We start from the raw sequence: 15433 nt of genomic DNA, 5'->3' as shown, positions 1-15433 counted from the left end.
AGTATCTTATCATATTCCGTTGTTGATTGTCAACAACTTTTTTGTTTCTTTTTTCGTCAGTTCGTCCGATCAATTCGTAACGAAGCGACAAAAATAATATTAACATAGTTATTTCACTTATGTCAACGGCAAAATAAAATTTTCTAAAATTTATCGGTTGTACGATTGTAATATAAATATTACCATATCGTGCTAAAGTGACCAATAAATGATCTAGTGTACTTAAAATTTAAACTGGGGTAATGAAAAATTTAATAATGATAAATGCCATTAACCCTGGTAATCCTAATATTCCAATAACTATAGCGGTAATTGGATTTAGTGGTATATGAAAGTGAACAAATTGACCACCAAGATTGATGAGATATATCAATATTCCCCCAACAGCCATATGAAAAATTCCATACCACATCCATTTACTTAACCTTAAAAAGGATTGTCCAAAAAAAACAAATATAAGAATACCTATAAGTAAAATAAATCCCCACCAAAGCATATTGATCCCTGACATAATAAAACCCCCTTATATTATTTCATTTTTAACATACCTATTCGCAAAGATCTTCATCTATTCCAAAAACGTTAGCACTCCGCTAACGTTTATCATAATAAACATTTAATAATTTTTTTTGTATTGATAGTCCTCATACTGATTTTTATATCGATTTAAAAGATACATATATTTTTTTTCAGCAGCTTTTATATAGTAAATAATATATTCCACCATATCTGGATGATCAGCATATTGAAAATGTTGTATTGCGGTATCCCATTCCATTCTTGCTTGGTCAATTTCTTCTAACAATCTTTCGGATTCACTTTCTACCTTTTGATTTTTTTTCTTCAGCCCTTCGAAATAGCAAAATAACATGAATCCCACCCTCTCTTATTGATCATCGATCTATCCACTATCATATATAGATAAGAAGGTGGACAAATATGCTAAAAAAAGACAGGTAAACCTGTCTTATAACTCTCTTCTTCCTTCTAATGCTTTTGTTAATGTGACCTCATCTGCATATTCTAAATCACCGCCAACCGGTAATCCATGTGCAATACGAGTTACTTTGATCCCAAATGGTTTTACTAATCGAGATATATAAATCGCTGTTGCTTCTCCTTCGATATTGGGGTTAGTAGCTAAGATTAACTCTTTTACATTCTCATCTTCAAGACGAACTAACAATTCTTTTATCTTTAATTCATCTGGCCCAATCCCTTCTACCGGGGAGATTACACCATTTAAAACATGATATAAGCCGTTATATTCCCTTGTTCGTTCCATTGCAATCACATCTTTTGGTTCTTGAACCACACAGATCACCGAACGATCCCTAGTCTTGGCCTGGCAAATATGACAGGGATCCACATCTGTAATATTCTGACATATGGAACAATAATGCAAATCTTTTTTTACATGAACCAAGGCCTTTGCGAGGTCTAATACGATTTGTTCGTCCATCTGAATGACATGAAAAGCTAAACGTTGAGCCGTTTTTGGTCCAATACCTGGTAATTTAGTAAATCCATCAATTAACTTTGCAATTGGTTCTGGATAGTAGTATTGCATAATAACCCCTTTTCTAGAATAGTCCTGGTATATTCAACCCACCTGTAAACCTACTCATATCCTTGGCCACTAATTCATCTACTTGCTTTAGAGCATCATTCACAGCGGCTAATACCAAATCCTGCAGCATCTCAATATCATCAGGATCAACTACCTCAGGTTTAATGGAAACACTCAAGATCTCCTTATGTCCATTCGCAACAACAGTAACCATTCCACCACCAGCTGATGCCTCAACCGTTTTATTTTTTAGCTCTTCTTGAGCCTTTTCCATTTGTTGTTGCATTTTTTTTACTTGTTTCATCATTTGGTTCATATTTTTCATCACAACGTCCTCCTTTATTTTCAGTTCAATTCAATCTTTAATTTCAACTAAATCTTTACCAAACAATTCTATCGCTTTCGCTACTATTTCATCCTCATATTCAGGTTCTAAGACGAAATGTTCATCATCTGTTTTCCCTTCTTTTGGTTCACTCTCATCGATAAACTTCTGCCAATCCTTTTTCAAGAGATTAAGAATTCGAAATGTAGTGCCCATTTTATCAGTAATGACCGATTCGATTAACTGTCGATGAGCTGGTTTATCCGTAGTATCTCTATGCATCACATTTTTAAAGGCGATTACTAATGTATCTTCTGTTGCGGCAACAGGTTCACCATCCATTAGCCAGGCATGAACCGTAATCTTTTTCCTTTTGATCACTTGTAAGATTTCAGGCCAGTCTTGTTTTAATTTTTGAAATTGTTTTTCCGAAAAGTCTTTACTTAACGATACTAATTGTTTAACGGAAGAACTAACCTTAAACGATGTCTGTTTAACTAAGGGTTTTTCCTCTGATTTTGTTATCGTATGAATATTGGTTTCATTAGTTGCAATTCTTTGTAATTTTTCCTCTAGCTCTTGTACCCTTTTCTTTAATTGCTCTATTTCTTCCCATGCAAAAGATTGCTGATTTTCTTTATGTTTATTCATCTTCGAAGCCTTAACAATCGCTAATTCCAATAAAATACGAGGCTGATTTGTCCACTTCATCTCATTTAAATATTTATTAAAAATTTCAATCATCTCGTAGATTTGTTCTTCTGAATAATAATCAGCAACGATTGGAAACTGTTGATCAAGATTGGATTTATCCCTTATTTCTTCAATTTGGGGAGCAGATCGATACAATAAGAGATCACGATAATATAATAATAAATCTTCTATGATTTTTTCTGGGTCCTTACCTTCTTCAAATAAATGTGTCACCTCATCTAAGACTTTGGCTGTATTCCCATCATAAAGATCTTTTGCAATCTGAGAAAAAACTTGATAAGAAACACGTCCTGTTACACGAAGAACATCATCTACAGTAATATGATCACCACTAAATGAAAGTACTTGATCAAGCAAACTGAGTGAGTCTCTCATTCCTCCTTCGGAATGCTTAGCAATTAAAGTAAGGGCCTCTTGTTCATAAGTAAACCCTTCAGCTTGGATGATATGGGCCAAACGTTGTACGATATCGTCGATTGTAATTCGCCGAAAATCAAAACGTTGACATCTTGAAATAATTGTTAATGGAATTTTATGCGGTTCCGTTGTTGCCAAAATAAAAATGACATGTTCAGGTGGTTCCTCCAACGTTTTTAATAAAGCATTAAACGCTTCTGTCGTTAACATATGAACTTCATCAATAATGTAAACCTTATATCTTGTTTGGTTTGGAGCAAATTTCACTTTCTCCCTTAAATCCCTGATCTCCTCAACACCACGGTTCGATGCCGCATCAATCTCAACGACATCGAAAATCGTTCCTTCTGTAATTCCTTTACATACCTTACATTCGTTACATGGTTCTTCAACTGGTCCATGTTCACAATTTACCGCTTTCGCAAAAATCTTTGCTGTACTTGTTTTCCCCGTTCCTCGTGGACCACTAAAAAGATAAGCATGAGCAAACCGTTTTTCCTTTAAAGAATTTTGTAAGGTTTGGATGATATGTTGTTGACCTATAACGTCTATAAATCTTTGAGGACGCCAAGCACGATATAAGGCTAAATAGGCCATGGTTTACACCTCAATTATGCATTTTATCTTATCTATTATACAAGGTATCTTCTTTTATTTCAAAAACAAAAAAGCCCCAAAAATATAAAGGGGATAAAAGATGGTTCAATTATATGGTAGATTAATTTGAAATGTCGTTCCAAATCCCTTTGTAGAAACTCGAATGCTTCCGCCAAGATCATGAATGATTTTCTGAGAAATCGATAATCCTAGCCCAGTCCCTTTTTCCTTTGTCGTAAAGAAAGGATCAAAGATTTTATCGACAAGATAATTAGGGATACCAGGACCATTATCTTGAATCATTACCAAAATTCTTTTGTTGTCTTCATCTAATTTGGTCGTTACAGTAACAACGCCGCCATCTATAATCGCTTCAATTCCATTTTTAGCAATATTTAAGAAAACTTGTTTCAACAGTTCTGGATCTGCCACGATCGTGGGTAACCCAGATCCAAGTAGATAATTGACCTCTACCCCATGCAACATCCCATGATTTTCAATTATTGGAAGAACTTCTAATAAAACTTTATTCACATCAACTTGTTTATAAGTAGTATGTTTTGGTTTTCCTAATAATAGGATTTCATTGACTAGTTTATTAATCCGATCAATCTCTGTTAACATGATGTCTGTATATTGTAATTCATTCATTAATTGGTTTTCAATTAGAACATCTTTTAAAATCTGTAAAAAACCACGGATTGAGGTTAAGGGGTTACGAATTTCATGAGCTGTGCCTGCAGCAATTTGACCAATTGTTGCCAATCGATCATTTTGCAAAACTTGTTGTTCTAAAGACCGAAGATTCGTTACATCTTTAAAAAGAACGTAAGCACCAACAATATTCCCAGATTCATCTTTAATCGTATTCGAATCGACTAACAAGTCATACCTTTGTTTGTTAATCGAATAAGTCATTGCATGATTTCGTAAACGAATCCCATCTAAAAGAGTCCTTTTACATACTAATTGTTCATCAGGAATATCGAAAAAAACTTCTTCAACCCGTTTATTTAGTACTTCTTCTTTCGTCAAATTAAATATCTTACAACTAAGGGGGCTAATTTCCACTAACTTAGAGTCTTTATCAACAACAATAATCCCAATGCTTGTTTCTGAGACAAAGTTTTCTGCAAAACGAGATAATAAGCTGAAGTGTTTCTCCTTATGTATATTGAGAAAGGCTAAAGCGAATAGTTGTGGTGATGTACTCCCTAATTTCCAAACAATCACTTTACTAGTACCTTTATTTCCCTTTGAGCCTTTCCATGAAAGTCGTAAGGTCTGATTGAAGGTATAATATTGTAATTGGTTTTTTAAATCTTTCCATTCGCCATCAAAATCGATCACTTTATCAAAAGGCTGTGAAACAAGTTCCTTTTCTGTATAATGGCTAGCTCGAAGAAATAACTGGTTAATCGCTTGAACTTTTCCATTTTCATCAATTACAAGATAACCGACAGGTGCTTGATACATATAATTATAGAATTGATCAAGGTCAAATTCTAATTGAAACTTCAGACTCATCAAGTTCCCTCCTTTCCCCATTTAATTCGATTTCCTTTTGCAAAATCCTTTTTTATGAATTTTATTACAAAACGATTATTGAAAAATCTCTTATAATGGTTTAATGGGGGCCGCAAGATAAAAAAACACCTTTTCTAGCAAAAGGTGTTTTTTATGAAAAGATGCCGTGCACCGATCATTGATGATCCCATACAAGCGAACTTGTGTAGTTAGCTCAGATCAGGCTTCCCTACAACACACGAACCATTCTACTTACCGCTGCTTCCTTCCGGACCTGACGGGGTTCATAGATGTCCGTTGCGTAGGACCCAATCGTCAACACCACTTGCATAAGCCAGACCTTACATGGAGATCACCGCTGATAGGAATTCGACCCTGCTATAGCGGATTGCAGGTCACAGGGCACCGCTACCTCCCCATCTAGCACGGCAAACTTGATATACTTTTGTATAGATACCTCAAAGGGTACGAAAATCATTATATCAGTGAAGATAATAAGATTCAAGTGGTAACTAATGACACATGACAGAAATCAGAAGGCAGAGTCAAACTCGGTAAAATTGTCGATATGCCCAATTTCTGATTTTTTCCATAAAAAAACCCCCTAGGAACTGGGGAAATATTTATGTATTCATAATTTAAATAAATGGCGGAGAGGGTGGGATTTGAACCCACGGTACGGCTAATCACCGTACAGCGGTTTTCGAGACCGCCTCCTTAAGCCACTCGGACACCTCTCCACTGTAACGAAAAATATTGTAGCATCATCACCAAAAAAATTCAATAGGAAGGAATTACCAACATTTTACCATTTTCCTAAAAACTGTGAAATTAAAATACCTATTCCTAAAATCCATACATAAATCGAAAAAACTTTTAATGAACCTCTTTGGATAATTGCTAACATCCATTTTACAGCAATAAATCCTGAAATCGCTGAAGCTAATGTAGCTACAATCAATGGAATCGTACCAATCGCATGAAGGGAAGCTAATTCTTCTCCTTTCAGTAATTTTAATGATTGTAACACAACAGCCCCTAGAATAGCTGGAATCGACATTAAAAAAGAAAAGCGAGCTGCTGTACCTTTATCAATTCCTCGAAATAATGCCCCCGCTATCGTTAATCCTGATCTAGAGATTGCAGGTAAAATTGCTGCACCTTGAAGAGTACCGACCAAAAATGCATCTTTATACTGAATTTGGTCGACATTCTTATATCCTTTCCCTTTTATCGATTCAGCCAACCATAAAATAAAACCAGTGAATAGGAACTCCCAACCAACCGTTACACCTGTTTTTGAAATTCCTTCGAAGTAATCCTCAAAAGTTAAGCCAATAATTGCTGTTGGGATCGTACCTACAATAATTAATAACGCTAATTTACTAAAAGGTTTCTTTAATAATTGAAGAATATCATCCCAAAAGATAATAAAAACGGAGATTAATGTTCCCAGATGTAACATCGTATCTAAAAACAAACCTGCTTCTGATAATCCGAATAACTTACGGAAAATTAACAGGTGACCAGTCGAACTAATCGGTAAAAACTCAGTAAATCCTTGAATGATTCCTAAAACAAGTGCTTTCATAAGTTCTACCATTGATTTAACCTCCAACTTAACTTAACATTTCCTAATCCTTTTCCATCATACTTGACCTAGGAACTTCAAACAAGTACTTTTATTTTTTATCCTTTGATTCCCTAAGTTTTTTAAAAAATTTCTTTAGAAGTAAAGAAGATTCTTCCTCCATGATTCCCGACGTAATTTTCGCTTGATGATTAAATCGATGATCTTCCAATAAGTTACAAATTGTCCCTGCACATCCTGCTTTCGGATCACTCGCACCATAAACAACATGGTCAATTCGAGCTTGAATGATTGCACCAGCACACATTTGACATGGCTCTAAGGTGACATATAATGTACATCCATGCAAACGCCATCCTCCCAATACTTGACTCGCTTGGTGAATCGCAATTATTTCAGCATGAGCAGTTGGGTCTTTTCTCGTTTCTCTTAAATTATGACCCCTAGCGATGATTTGACTATCTTTAACAATAACTGCACCAATGGGAACTTCACCAAGTGCTTCAGCTTTTTTGGCCTCGAATAAGGCTTCCTCCATATATCTTTTCATTTCTTTGTCCATTGTTGCTTCACTCCAAAATGGTAATACCATTAAAAAAGGTAATCATTCTACAATTTTAAATAGAAACTTTGACATAAAATCGTAACTTTCTTTTGAACACTTTGTGAACGAATGAACATAAATATTGCCTTCATTTTTGATTCTATTTATCATGTAATTAAAGATGATGATTCATCTTTCACATTTGTTCGTTACTCTTTATCAAACCGCCTTACCTTCACATATACTTACTCCATCCTTTGGGAAAAAGTGTTCCTAGACCCACTTTTCCCTCTTTTTTTTGTATTTGTTTCCCAAAATTTATTTTTGTCTAATAAAAAAAAGCTTCAATCGAAGCCTTCACAAAGATGTAGTCTAGTTATCTAAATTTAACTAATATCTACGATGGCGTGCCCGAGAGGATTCGAACCTCCGACCTGCAGTTTAGGAAACTGTTGCTCTATCCTGCTGAGCTACGGGCACATATTGATTTTGATACAAAAAAAAGCCTTTAGGCTATATTCTATGGCGGAGAGGGTGGGATTCGAACCCACGGTACGCTCACACGTACGCTGGTTTTCAAGACCAGTGCCTTAAACCGCTCGACCACCTCTCCATATGAAGCTGTCAACGAATAATATATTAACACATCATTCATGGTTGTTTCAAGGATTTTTATGATTTTTTTTAAGGTAAATAAAGGATAACTATAGTTTCGATCTATAGCTATCCTTTTTTCTTCTTTTTAGCTTATTCTTTGGTGATTTTATCTCTTCCACCCATATAAGGTCTTAAAACTTCAGGAATGATCACACTTCCATCCTCTTGTTGGTAATTTTCTAAGATTGCTGCAACTGTACGACCAACTGCTAATCCTGAACCATTTAACGTATGCACAAACTCTGGCTTTGCGTTTTTATCCCGCCGGAAACGAATATTCGCTCTTCTCGCTTGAAAATCTTCAAAATTACTTACGGAAGAGATTTCTCGATACGTATGATAACTTGGTAACCAAACTTCTAAATCATATGTCTTCGCTGAAGAAAATCCTAAGTCTCCCGTACAAAGATTTACAACTCGATAAGGAAGTTTCAACAGTTGTAATACCTTTTCAGCATCAGCAACAAGTTTCTCTAATTCTTGATAAGAATTTTCAGGACGTACAAACTTAACCAGCTCCACCTTGTTGAACTGATGTTGACGGATTAATCCCCTCGTATCTCTACCAGCTGCCCCAGCTTCAGAACGGAAGCAAGCACTAAATGCTGTATAATACTTAGGAAGGTCCTGATCATCAAGGATTTCATTGCGATGCATATTGGTAACTGGTACCTCAGCAGTCGGGATCAAAAAGTAATCCGTATCTACTAATTTAAAAGCATCTTCTTCAAACTTAGGTAGTTGACCTGTACCTGTCATGCTTGCTCGGTTTACAATATATGGGGGTAATATTTCTTTGTATCCATGTTGGTCTACATGTAAATCTAACATGAAATTAATTAATGCCCTCTCTAATCTTGCACCTAATCCTTTATAAAAGACAAATCGAGAACCAGATACTTTTGATGCCGTTTCAAAATCTAGGATTTCAAGATTTTCTGCGATCTCATAGTGTGGTTTTGTCTCAAAATGAAACGTAGGCTTCTCTCCCCAATAACGAATCGGAACATTATCTTCCTCTGATCTACCAATAGGAACACTTTCATGAGGAATATTTGGAATTTGTAAAAGCATGTCCTGAATCGTTTGATCAAGCTCACGTATTTGGTCATCCAATACCTTTATCTGATCACCCACTTGCCTCATCTCTTGGATTAGAGCATCTGCATTTTCCCTAGCCTTTTTTAACTTTGCTACTTCTTGAGAAACCGTATTTCTCCGATTCTTCAATTGTTCAACTTCTTGTAAAAGACTACGTCTTTTCGTATCAAGATTAGTAAAAGTATCAATTTCACTCATTTTAGCATTACGATTTTCCAATGCTTTTTTCACTCGATCAAAGTCATTACGTAATAATTTAACATCCAACATAAAATACCCTCCAGAAAAATAATAAAAAAACACCAATCCCTAGATAGGGACGGTGCTTATACTCCGCGTTGCCACCCTAGTTGTCTTTTTTTAAAAAGACCACTCATCTAGATAACGGCTGTTAACCGGGCCCCCTTACTATCATTTCAGAAAGCCACTCAGAGACGGATTCCAACAGATTGATTGATCGATTTCCACCATCCATCGACTCTCTTAACAATCAAACCTGTGTACTAGTTCTCCTCATTGCATTCACAATTTTTATATCATTCATCATGTACTATATTGAACAAAAATATACAAGAGGATAGGGATACACCTACCTCCGATACTCTTTGATCATCTCAACAAAATATTGGTGAAGTCTTGGATCAAGAGTTAATTCAGGATGAAAAGCAGATCCTAATAAATGCCCTTGTCTAGCTGCTACAATTTTATCATCAAAGATAGAAAGGATCTCTGTATCATTCTTAACTTCCATAATATAAGGTGCACGAATAAATACAGCCCGAAAATCTTCAGCAACACCTTTAATCGCAAGGTTCGTCTCAAAACTTTCTCTCTGTCGACCAAACGCATTTCTTTCCACTTTGATATCCATCAAAGCCAAATGCGTATCTGAAGTCCCATTAATTTCTTTTGCCAAGATAATCAGTCCTGCACAAGTTCCGAATATCGGCTTCTTTTGATTAGAAAATTCAACTAAGGCAGAGTCAAACCCATACTTTTTCATTAGTTTACCGATGGTAGTACTCTCCCCACCAGGAATAATAATCCCATCTAATTCCTCTAACTGCTCTACCTTTTTTACGGCGACTGTTTCTTCACCAATCATTTCAATCATTCGCATATGTTCAGCGACTGCACCTTGTAAAGCAAGAACGCCTATCTTCATCCATTACACCTTCTTTTACCAACCTCTTACTGCCATACGTTCATTTTCTAATAAAGTAGAAAGCTCAATTCCTTTCATTGGATTTCCTAACCCTTTGGAAAGTTCGGCAATCAATGCATAATCCGTATAGTGTGTTGTTGCTTCTACAATCGCTCTTGCAAATTTTTCAGGATTCTCTGATTTAAAAATCCCTGATCCTACGAATACCCCATCTGCTCCTAAATGCATCATTAATGCTGCATCTGCAGGAGTAGAAATACCTCCAGCTGCAAAGTTCACAACGGGTAATCGACCATTCTCATGTACATAAACTAACAATTCATAAGGTGCACCTAGATTTTTGGCCTCTGTCATCAATTCATCCTTAGACATCGACTGAACCTTACGAATTTGACTCATCATCGTACGCATATGCCGAACAGCTTCGACAACATTTCCCGTTCCAGGTTCTCCTTTTGTCCGAATCATTGAAGAACCTTCACCAATACGGCGTAGAGCTTCACCAAGATCTCTAGCACCATTAACAAATGGAACAGTAAATTCTTTCTTATCTATATGATAAATTTCATCAGCAGGAGTGAGTACTTCACTTTCATCGATATAGTCTACCCCTAGAGCTTCAAGAATCCGTGCTTCTACAAAATGACCAATTCGAGCTTTCGCCATTACTGGAATTGAAACAGCATTCATTACCTCTTCAATGATTCGAGGATCTGCCATACGAGCAACTCCACCAGCTGCACGAATATCGGCTGGTACTCTTTCTAATGCCATGACTGCAACAGCACCAGCAGCTTCAGCGATCTTTGCTTGTTCGGCGTTCACAACATCCATAATAACGCCGCCTTTTTGCATCTCAGCCATACCACGTTTTACACGTGATGTCCCTACCTCTACCATCTTCTATGCCTCCTAAAAACTTGAATAAACTTACTATCATTATATTCTAACGAATTCGTCAAAAATTTACAATGGTTTTAAAATAATCCCTTTATCATATCTACAATACCCGTGAAAATACCACCAATCATAGAGAATATTTTTCTGAAAAATAAGCGAAAAGCACTTGCTTTTTCTACTTCATCTTTGGCAACGAGATCCATATTGCCCTGCATTTTAATCTTATCGTTTAGATAATCATAATTTTCTTTTCCCTCATATTTATAAGTCAGATAGCCGACTTTTTGTCCACTCTTTATCGGAGCTTGAAGATCTTGATTAAAGACAGCGACAGGTTTATATAAATCCTTTTCTCCTTTTTTGATAACAACAGAGAATGTATCTTTGGTAATTGCTGTGACTTCTTTTTCTTTTCCATTTTTAAGAGGTACAGTTTCAAACCCTTTGATACTCTCTTTTGCCTTTGCTAAATCTGTAATTTCGTAGGTAGAAAAACCATAATCTAATAATTTTTTTGTTTGAAAGAAACGTTCTTTTTCGGAAGACGTTCCTTGAACAACACTAATTAATCTCATTCCATTTTGCACTGCAGTTGCAGTAAAGTTATATCCAGCGGCTGAAGTATGGCCTGTTTTTAATCCATCTACGCCTTGTACAAGGTTTCCATAAATCAATCCAGGAATCATAAAATTATAATTCTTTAACTCACGTGGATTTTGTCCCTGCATAAAAGTATATTTTGCCGTCTTATTAAATTCAAGACTGCTTGGATAATCATGAATTAAATGCCATGCTAAAATCGCCGCATCTCTAGCCGACATTACAGATTCCCCTTCAATTGCAGGAGCATATTGTCCTAGATCTTTTTTCGGATACCCTGTTGCCGTTGCAAAATGGGTATTCGTCATCCCTAATTCCTTTACTTTTTCATTCATCATTTGAACAAAATTGGTTTCCGATCCAGCGATACGTTCAGCTAAAGCAACAGTAGCATCATTGGCAGAACCAACTGTCATCGCATATACTAATTCTTTGACAGTATGTTGTTCTCCTACTGCTAACCCAACTTTTGAACCATCGCCTTTACCTAAGAAATGCGCATATTCACTGGCAGTTACTACATCATCCCATTTTATTTTCCCTTTCGCAACTGCTTCTTCCACAAGATACTCTGTCATCATTTTCGTCATGCTAGCAGGTGGTAAAGGCTCGTCCGGATTTTGTGCATATAAGATCTTTCCAGAAATCGCATCAACTAAGATAGCTGACCTTGCTTGCACATTTAAGTTAGGTTGCGCTGCGTTTACTGGTTTTAAATAACCGAAAAAAGGCAGTACAAGTGTTAACAAAACAAATATCGTTACTATTTTATGATATCGTTTCAAGAATAGACACCCCCCATTTTATTTTAACCCTAGCTAATTGTATCACAGATTCTAACGAAAAAAGACAGGGAAATGTTTCCCTATCTTCGCTAAACCTTCCAATACTTAATTATAATATAGAATAATTGGGAGATTCTTTTGTAATCTGAACATCATGAGGATGGCTTTCTTTTAAACCTGCACTCGTAATTTTTACAAACTGGCCGCGTTCGATTAATTCTTGGATCGTTCTCGTTCCACAATAGCCCATTCCTGAACGCAGACCCCCGACTAATTGATAAATTGTATCACTTAGAGGTCCTTTGTACGCAACTCGGCCTTCGATACCTTCTGGAACTAATTTAAGAGCATTTTCTTGGAAATAACGATCTTTACTTCCTGCATTCATTGCACCGATCGAACCCATACCCCGATAGACTTTATATCTTCTTCCTTGATAAGTCTCAAAATCTCCAGGGCTTTCATCTGTACCTGCTAATAAACTTCCCAACATAACAGCAGAAGCTCCAGCTGCAATCGCTTTTGTGATATCTCCAGAATATTTAATTCCACCATCAGCAATAATCGGGATCCCATATTTTCTCGCAACAGTAGCTGCTTCATAAATCGCTGTAATCTGAGGAACACCGACACCGGCTACCACACGGGTTGTACAAATCGATCCTGGTCCAATTCCTACTTTAACAACAGAAGCACCTGCCTCAATCAAATCCCTTGTTCCTTCCGCAGTTGCAACATTACCCGCAATGATGACTAAATCAGGATATAATCTTCGTAATTCTCGTACAGTATCCAGTACCCCTTTTGAATGTCCATGAGCAGTATCGACAACAAGTGCATCGACTCCTGCCTCCACTAATGCTTTAGCTCTCTCAAAGGTATCCCTAGAAACTCCAATTGCAGCACCCACAACTAAACGTCCATGCTCATCTTTTGCAGCATTTGGAAACTCTATCGCCTTTTCAATATCCTTAATCGTAATTAAACCTTTTAATTTATTTTGTTCATCCACAAGGGGTAATTTTTCAATCTTATACCGCTGAAGAATTTCCTTTGCTTGTTCTAAGGTTGTCCCTACAGGGGCTGTAATGAGATGTTCTTTTGTCATTACATCTTGAATTTTTTGAGAATAATCTTTAATAAATCGTAAATCTCTATTTGTAATAATTCCAACTAATTCTTGATCTTGGTTCACAATGGGAACACCTGATACACGATATTTGGCCATTAACGCTTCTGCATCTGCTACGATGTGATCAGGTGTGAGATAGAATGGATTGGTAATTACCCCATTTTCAGATCTTTTCACACGATCCACTTCTTCGACTTGTTTTTGAATCGACATATTCTTATGGATAATACCTAACCCACCTTGTCTTGCCATCGCAATCGCCATATTTGCTTCGGTTACTGTGTCCATACCCGCACTAATAATCGGTATATTTAAACGTATACGACCTAACTGAGTTGAAACATTGACATCCCTAGGTAGTACTTCTGACTTTGCAGGAATTAGCAATACATCATCAAAAGTTAAACCTTCACGTGCAAATTTTGTTTCCCACATGTTTCGTTTCCCTTCCTCTACTTTTATTCTCTTAATGAATCGGATTATCAAGTAAAATATATTATTACGAGTTTAACAAAGTGAATTTTTGCTGTCAAGAATGATGAATCGATTATATTTGGGAATTATAAAGTATAGGAAAGGTAGATTACAGGGGATGAAGGAATGAAAACCATTCATTTTATTTATAGCGAAAACCCTTATCAAAAAATGTGGGATACTTTTGTCTATTTTGAAAGTGAAGCAAAGACAAAACAATATCTTCAAGAAATCTATGAAAAAATAGATGAAAAGAATGGATATAAATTGGCATTCCATAATACATCAAAATTTATTTATTTTATTAAACAAGCTCGAGAATATTTTCATTCTGCTGAAAAAAGTAATATTCTAGTAAAACCTCTTCTGATCTATTATGGAATGATGAATCTGATGAAAGCTGTTATCTTAACAAAAGACCCATCTTATCCAAGTCATACTGGGGTATTAAGACATGGTATCACAACAAGGAAATTAAAAAAAAGTAATTACCAATTTCATGAGGATGAAATAAAAATTCAGAAAGAAGGTTTAATCCCTTTATTTTATAATCTAATAACACAACAACCAATTGAAAAAATTGATGGACAAAAGTTTAAAATTAAGGAGCTACTTTCTCTTTTGCCGGAAATCTTAGATAGTTATAAAAAATCTTATGATGAACAACGAATCTATCCTATTTTTTTTGAAAATGAGAAGAGCCATAAATTTTATCTGCCAATTGAAATACTATCTCATTACCATGGGAATAAAAATGAAGTTCTATCAGAATTAAATTTGTATTATTCTAAAAAAGAGGAGTCTTTTCAATTTGTTGAAAGCAATAATCCCAAATTTTTAAATTTACAACTGGTAAGTAACAACAATGAAGAAAATTTTCATATCATTGACCATCCAATGTTCCTAATCGATTTTAAAGGAAGATCTTTTCTTAAACCAATCTTAGAAAGTCGTTTTTTACTTCCAAATCTTATGATTTATTATATGATCATGTTTAACTTAGGAATGTTGTGTCGCTATGAAACTGAACTTTGGGGAGAGATTATTTTTTCATTTTCATCTGAGGATATGTATATCATTAATGAATTTATAAATAGCTCTCTGCGAACATTCCCTAATCTTATTTTAAATGAACTTTTCCAAGGAATTCATATTTTTAAGTAATATACACCTTATTAAATATCTCGTCTCGATCCGCCTATACATTAAAAAAGACCACCTATTCGGTGGTCTTACTTCTGCCTGGCAACGTCCTACTCTCCCAAGACCCTTCGGTCCAAGTACCATCGGCGCTGGAGGGCTTAACGGTCGTGTTCGGGATGGGTACGCGTGTG

At 35.8% G+C, this 15433-nt stretch carries 14 protein-coding genes, 3 tRNA genes, 1 rRNA gene, 1 other RNA gene and 1 other annotated feature; of the genes, 1 reads left to right on the top strand and 18 read right to left on the bottom strand.

Annotated elements, in window-relative coordinates; translation table 11 throughout:
• Positions 1-229: 229 nt before the first annotated feature.
• From EDD72_RS12085 to guaB, 17 genes are all read right to left on the bottom strand, one after another.
• The gene (locus EDD72_RS12085) at positions 230-511 is read right to left on the bottom strand and encodes a pro-sigmaK processing inhibitor BofA family protein (RefSeq protein WP_132770697.1); all 282 of its coding nucleotides are present in this window, start codon (positions 509-511) and stop codon (positions 230-232) included.
• A 105-nt stretch (positions 512-616) separates the two neighbouring features.
• On the bottom strand, positions 617-871 hold the full coding sequence (locus EDD72_RS12080; RefSeq protein WP_132770694.1) for a DUF2508 family protein: 255 nt from the start codon (positions 869-871) through the stop codon (positions 617-619).
• A 96-nt stretch (positions 872-967) separates the two neighbouring features.
• On the bottom strand, positions 968-1570 hold the full coding sequence (recR, locus tag EDD72_RS12075; protein ID WP_132770692.1) for a recombination mediator RecR: 603 nt from the start codon (positions 1568-1570) through the stop codon (positions 968-970).
• 13 nt (positions 1571-1583) lie between these two features.
• Entirely contained in the window at positions 1584-1895 is a 312-nt protein-coding gene (locus EDD72_RS12070) for a YbaB/EbfC family nucleoid-associated protein (protein ID WP_132770690.1), read from the bottom strand.
• Positions 1896-1925: 30 nt separating this feature from the next.
• A complete protein-coding gene (dnaX, locus tag EDD72_RS12065) occupies positions 1926-3623 on the bottom strand; it encodes a DNA polymerase III subunit gamma/tau (RefSeq protein WP_132770688.1) in 1698 nt (565 codons plus the stop codon).
• 105 nt (positions 3624-3728) lie between these two features.
• On the bottom strand, positions 3729-5150 hold the full coding sequence (locus tag EDD72_RS12060; RefSeq protein ID WP_165895088.1) for an ATP-binding protein: 1422 nt from the start codon (positions 5148-5150) through the stop codon (positions 3729-3731).
• Between the two features lie 164 nt (positions 5151-5314).
• Positions 5315-5579: signal recognition particle sRNA large type (gene ffs, locus EDD72_RS12055), an RNA gene on the bottom strand.
• A 218-nt stretch (positions 5580-5797) separates the two neighbouring features.
• A tRNA-Ser gene (locus EDD72_RS12050) sits at positions 5798-5890 on the bottom strand.
• A 65-nt stretch (positions 5891-5955) separates the two neighbouring features.
• Positions 5956-6753: an undecaprenyl-diphosphate phosphatase gene (locus EDD72_RS12045; protein ID WP_132770684.1), complete on the bottom strand. Its 798-nt coding sequence runs from the start codon at positions 6751-6753 to the stop codon at positions 5956-5958.
• A 79-nt stretch (positions 6754-6832) separates the two neighbouring features.
• On the bottom strand, positions 6833-7333 hold the full coding sequence (tadA, locus tag EDD72_RS12040; RefSeq protein ID WP_243643844.1) for a tRNA adenosine(34) deaminase TadA: 501 nt from the start codon (positions 7331-7333) through the stop codon (positions 6833-6835).
• Between the two features lie 355 nt (positions 7334-7688).
• Positions 7689-7765 (bottom strand) — tRNA-Arg (locus EDD72_RS12035).
• 43 nt (positions 7766-7808) lie between these two features.
• Positions 7809-7898: transfer RNA gene (locus tag EDD72_RS12030), tRNA-Ser, on the bottom strand.
• Positions 7899-8032: 134 nt separating this feature from the next.
• Positions 8033-9313, bottom strand: a complete 1281-nt coding sequence (gene serS / locus EDD72_RS12025) for a serine--tRNA ligase (RefSeq protein WP_132770682.1) — start codon at positions 9311-9313, stop codon at positions 8033-8035.
• A gap of 42 nt (positions 9314-9355) precedes the next feature.
• Positions 9356-9569 (bottom strand) — a binding site (T-box leader).
• 63 nt (positions 9570-9632) lie between these two features.
• On the bottom strand, positions 9633-10208 hold the full coding sequence (gene pdxT, locus EDD72_RS12020) for a pyridoxal 5'-phosphate synthase glutaminase subunit PdxT (protein ID WP_132770680.1): 576 nt from the start codon (positions 10206-10208) through the stop codon (positions 9633-9635).
• Between the two features lie 15 nt (positions 10209-10223).
• Positions 10224-11108 (bottom strand): pyridoxal 5'-phosphate synthase lyase subunit PdxS, encoded by an 885-nt coding sequence (gene pdxS / locus EDD72_RS12015; RefSeq protein WP_132770677.1) that lies wholly within the window; start codon positions 11106-11108, stop codon positions 10224-10226.
• Between the two features lie 77 nt (positions 11109-11185).
• The gene (locus EDD72_RS12010) at positions 11186-12493 is read right to left on the bottom strand and encodes a D-alanyl-D-alanine carboxypeptidase family protein (protein WP_243643843.1); all 1308 of its coding nucleotides are present in this window, start codon (positions 12491-12493) and stop codon (positions 11186-11188) included.
• 109 nt (positions 12494-12602) lie between these two features.
• Positions 12603-14060, bottom strand: a complete 1458-nt coding sequence (gene guaB, locus EDD72_RS12005) for an IMP dehydrogenase (protein ID WP_132770674.1) — start codon at positions 14058-14060, stop codon at positions 12603-12605.
• A gap of 165 nt (positions 14061-14225) precedes the next feature.
• Here guaB and EDD72_RS12000 point away from each other — a divergent pair, with 165 nt between their 5' ends.
• Positions 14226-15263, top strand: a complete 1038-nt coding sequence (locus EDD72_RS12000; RefSeq protein WP_132770672.1) for a YaaC family protein — start codon at positions 14226-14228, stop codon at positions 15261-15263.
• A gap of 76 nt (positions 15264-15339) precedes the next feature.
• On the opposite strand, the gene rrf is transcribed toward EDD72_RS12000, so the two are convergent.
• A 5S ribosomal RNA gene (rrf, locus tag EDD72_RS11995) occupies positions 15340-15433 on the bottom strand; the annotation flags it as partial.

It is taken from the genome of Tepidibacillus fermentans, from assembly GCF_004342885.1.
Taxonomy (GTDB): Bacteria; Bacillota; Bacilli; order Tepidibacillales; family Tepidibacillaceae; genus Tepidibacillus; species Tepidibacillus fermentans.
This window is presented reverse-complemented; position numbering and strand designations above follow the sequence as displayed.

Coding starts and splice junctions, on each gene's coding strand:
- EDD72_RS12085 (WP_132770697.1), bottom strand. CDS start 511: ATGTCAGGGATCAATATGCTTTGGTGGGGATTTATTTTACTTATAGGT.
- EDD72_RS12080 (WP_132770694.1), bottom strand. CDS start 871: ATGTTATTTTGCTATTTCGAAGGGCTGAAGAAAAAAAATCAAAAGGTA.
- recR (WP_132770692.1), bottom strand. CDS start 1,570: ATGCAATACTACTATCCAGAACCAATTGCAAAGTTAATTGATGGATTT.
- EDD72_RS12070 (WP_132770690.1), bottom strand. CDS start 1,895: ATGAAAAATATGAACCAAATGATGAAACAAGTAAAAAAAATGCAACAA.
- dnaX (WP_132770688.1), bottom strand. CDS start 3,623: ATGGCCTATTTAGCCTTATATCGTGCTTGGCGTCCTCAAAGATTTATA.
- EDD72_RS12060 (WP_165895088.1), bottom strand. CDS start 5,150: ATGAGTCTGAAGTTTCAATTAGAATTTGACCTTGATCAATTCTATAAT.
- EDD72_RS12045 (WP_132770684.1), bottom strand. CDS start 6,753: ATGGTAGAACTTATGAAAGCACTTGTTTTAGGAATCATTCAAGGATTT.
- tadA (WP_243643844.1), bottom strand. CDS start 7,333: ATGGTATTACCATTTTGGAGTGAAGCAACAATGGACAAAGAAATGAAA.
- serS (WP_132770682.1), bottom strand. CDS start 9,313: ATGTTGGATGTTAAATTATTACGTAATGACTTTGATCGAGTGAAAAAA.
- pdxT (WP_132770680.1), bottom strand. CDS start 10,208: ATGAAGATAGGCGTTCTTGCTTTACAAGGTGCAGTCGCTGAACATATG.
- pdxS (WP_132770677.1), bottom strand. CDS start 11,108: ATGGTAGAGGTAGGGACATCACGTGTAAAACGTGGTATGGCTGAGATG.
- guaB (WP_132770674.1), bottom strand. CDS start 14,060: ATGTGGGAAACAAAATTTGCACGTGAAGGTTTAACTTTTGATGATGTA.
- EDD72_RS12000 (WP_132770672.1), top strand. CDS start 14,226: ATGAAAACCATTCATTTTATTTATAGCGAAAACCCTTATCAAAAAATG.